General features: G+C 41.1%; 3 protein-coding genes and 2 pseudogenes. 2 read left to right on the top strand and 3 right to left on the bottom strand.

Features of this window, described 5'->3' with window-relative positions; genetic code table 11:
* Window positions 1–153, bottom strand: a pseudogene (locus GB992_RS11965) (alkaline shock response membrane anchor protein AmaP); the annotation flags it as partial.
* A 539-nt stretch (window positions 154–692) separates the two neighbouring features.
* On the bottom strand, window positions 693–908 hold the full coding sequence (locus GB992_RS10665) for a CsbD family protein (RefSeq protein ID WP_057870351.1): 216 nt from the start codon (window positions 906–908) through the stop codon (window positions 693–695).
* Between the two features lie 153 nt (window positions 909–1,061).
* Between GB992_RS10665 and GB992_RS10660 the strand changes: the two are divergent.
* Window positions 1,062–1,379 (top strand): annotated as a pseudogene (locus tag GB992_RS10660) (HNH endonuclease); the annotation flags it as partial.
* A gap of 150 nt (window positions 1,380–1,529) precedes the next feature.
* On the opposite strand, the gene GB992_RS10655 reads toward GB992_RS10660, so the two are convergent.
* The gene (locus GB992_RS10655) at window positions 1,530–2,216 is read right to left on the bottom strand and encodes an MgtC/SapB family protein (protein WP_105308370.1); all 687 of its coding nucleotides are present in this window, start codon (window positions 2,214–2,216) and stop codon (window positions 1,530–1,532) included.
* Between the two features lie 305 nt (window positions 2,217–2,521).
* On the opposite strand from GB992_RS10655, the gene GB992_RS10650 reads away from it, so the two are divergent.
* The coding region (locus tag GB992_RS10650) for a recombinase family protein (RefSeq protein ID WP_161002425.1) at window positions 2,522–2,816 on the top strand (295 nt) is incomplete at its 3' end.

Raw genomic sequence — 2,816 nt, 5'->3', positions numbered from 1 at the left:
TATCGGTTCGTACTGCTCCAACCAACCAAGCTTTAATGACATGGGTGTACTAGTACCAATGGCCGTTGACCAATTTTTAAAGACAAGAACTATGGATAAAGGAAATGCAAGGATAATAACAACTACTATTAATGCCTTAAATATAAATCGCAAATTCATCACCACCTTTACCATAGTTATAGCACAACAGGTAGTGATGATGGAATTATATGCTCTTATAAGGAACCAATTAAGATTTTTGTTTGACTAAACCAATCTAGCCAATAGGGTATATTTAAAATTAAAACATCCAGCTCGCTATGATAAATACCTGTTGTTGGAAAAATAAAATAGCGCTAAATTATTTATTGAGAAGATAAATTCAAATATATATTCAACGATTGATACTAAATAACTAAGAGCCACAACCGATATAAAATTGGCTGTGGCTTTTTATTTTTATGATGCAGCATTTCTTGAATTTTGTACCATTAAAACCAGAATAAAGCCGATGGTTGCTAGTGGTATCAAGAGCTAAGCGCACAGATTACGGATTGGTCAGTTGCCAGTATGAGCGTGACGTGATTGCTGGAATTGACAGAAAATGGGAACGGGAGCGTCGTGCTAAACAGCATGGCGCTTTTAGTTTGCATAAAAAAGTGTACAAAAAAGACGGAGCGCCCACACAAACTCCATCTACGTTACATTAACTATTAATCTTTATTATCGGACAACTTTTCTTTTACACTTTCTGTAGCACCTTTTACCGTATCTTTTGCATCGCCAAGTTTTTCCTTAGCTTTACCAAGCACACCCTGAGATTTTCCTTCAGCTTCCAATTCTTTGTCACCGGTCACTTTTCCACCGACTTCCTTAGCCTTACCAGCTAATTGATCCTTTTTGCTCTCAAACTTTTCCTCTTGAGTCATAAATGAATCTCCCTTCGTTGAAAATGTAGTATGTGTACATCATTAGAATAACAAATATGTATTTAGCTTATCAAAAGATACGCTTGAAAGGAAAAAATATGAAATGGTTAATGATAATTCTCACGGCGGAGATGCTTTTATCTGGTAACTCACATGACTAGAGTGCGTAGGTGTCGTCAACAAGGATGCCATCAGATGGTGGAACTACCGGATCATTACTGCGCTAAACACTATGCGCACGAGGCGGAGTATCTAGCATCCCGGCAGAAGCGGGCGCGGTCAGGCGACCAAATGGCGAGGCACAAGTACAACACAGTCACTAGGTATCGCACGTATGACAAGCGAGAACAGTATCAATTCTATCGTGGCAAGCAATGGCAATCATTGCGCCAATTGGTATTGGACCGTGACCACTATGTCTGCCAGTACTGTGGACGACCGAACAGCAACACGGTGGATCACATTGTGCCAGCTGGTTGGCTTTTTGCTGTAATAAAGTTTTGGCTTGCTCAATAAAGGAATTTGTTAGGGAACAAACTGATACGATGCCAGGAAGCAATACGACATATTTTTAAATAGGTCGTATCTACCAATTCATAATCATTTTTTTGTTTGTCATTGTTAATCCAGCACATCAATCTTTTTCACATCGGCCAAATGACTCATTTTCAAAATAAAATCATCAGGGTCAGTTCGGCGGACTAATCTAATTTGCATTTCAAGGGAAAATGAATCCGGTTTGTATGCCAGAATTCGCATGTGGACGTGACTGCTGCCAATGATTTTTAGTCTTTCTGGTAAGGCGTCCATGTCACTTAGTTTGCCATTAAGCGTAACTTGTAGGCGGATCATCGAACGATTCGGGTAACGTTTAAGCGCCTTGATTCGCCTAACAATTGTTTGGGTGATTAGGATGCAGAGCGTCCCGGCAATACCGATTACGTACATATCCGCGCCAACTGCCAGACCAATCGCGGCAGTCGCCCATAAGCCAGCTGCAGTTGTTAAGCCGTCGATCTTGTGATTAACGGTCATGATGGCTCCGGCGCCGATGAACCCGATGCCAGTGACAACCTGTGAGGCAACTCGGGATGGATCCAGGCTGACAGAATTTGCATGATTGAGGACATCAAAGAATCCATATTTGGAGATGATCATGAAAAGAGCGGCTCCTACCGCAACCAACATATGAGTCCGCATCCCAGCGGTCTTTAGGCGGACCTTTCGTTCATAGCCGACAAGGCCGCCGCAGATTGCCGCCACAAATAGCCGTAAAACCCATTCTAGTTGATATAACCAGTAAGCCATCACCATCCACCTCCTTGTTCCTAAATGGCTGTATAACAGTTATTATACTGCGTTGTGTCGTCAAGGTAAAAAATGCCGTCTAATCTCAAAATAAACCACCCATATTTAACTTGCCAGTTAAACGGGTCTAGAATTTTTGGTGTTGGAAAGTATTTCCATTCCAAAAGTACTAGGCCCTAATTTAAAAAGCCATTGATAATGGATCAAAAACGGCCAATAGGGTATACCCTATTGGTCTTTTTTATTTCTGTGCTATACTAGGAATTACAAGTGTTCATTAGAACTGTCCAAAAAGAGAATTGAAAATGGCTAAAATCGGTTATGCGCGTGTGAGTTCCAAGGAGCAACATTTAGATCGACAGTTAGCGGCTTTAAAAGGCGTTGACAAACTATTTTCAGATAAGTTAAGTGGGGCTAACACCAAGCGACCTGAACTGCAAAAAATGCTGGCCTATATTCGTGAGGGTGATATTGTAATGGTCACTGAATTAGATCGCTTAAGCAGAAACAACCATGATTTGACTAAGATCATGAACTCCATTCAAAATAAGGGTGCCACCCTAGATGTGTTGAATTTACCGTCCATGACAGGGATTGCTG

Source organism: Furfurilactobacillus milii, assembly GCF_009863985.1.
Taxonomy (GTDB): domain Bacteria; phylum Bacillota; class Bacilli; order Lactobacillales; family Lactobacillaceae; genus Furfurilactobacillus; species Furfurilactobacillus milii_A.
This window is presented reverse-complemented; position numbering and strand designations above follow the sequence as displayed.

Coding starts and splice junctions, on each gene's coding strand:
- GB992_RS10665 (WP_057870351.1), bottom strand. CDS start 908: ATGACTCAAGAGGAAAAGTTTGAGAGCAAAAAGGATCAATTAGCTGGT.
- GB992_RS10655 (WP_105308370.1), bottom strand. CDS start 2,216: ATGGCTTACTGGTTATATCAACTAGAATGGGTTTTACGGCTATTTGTG.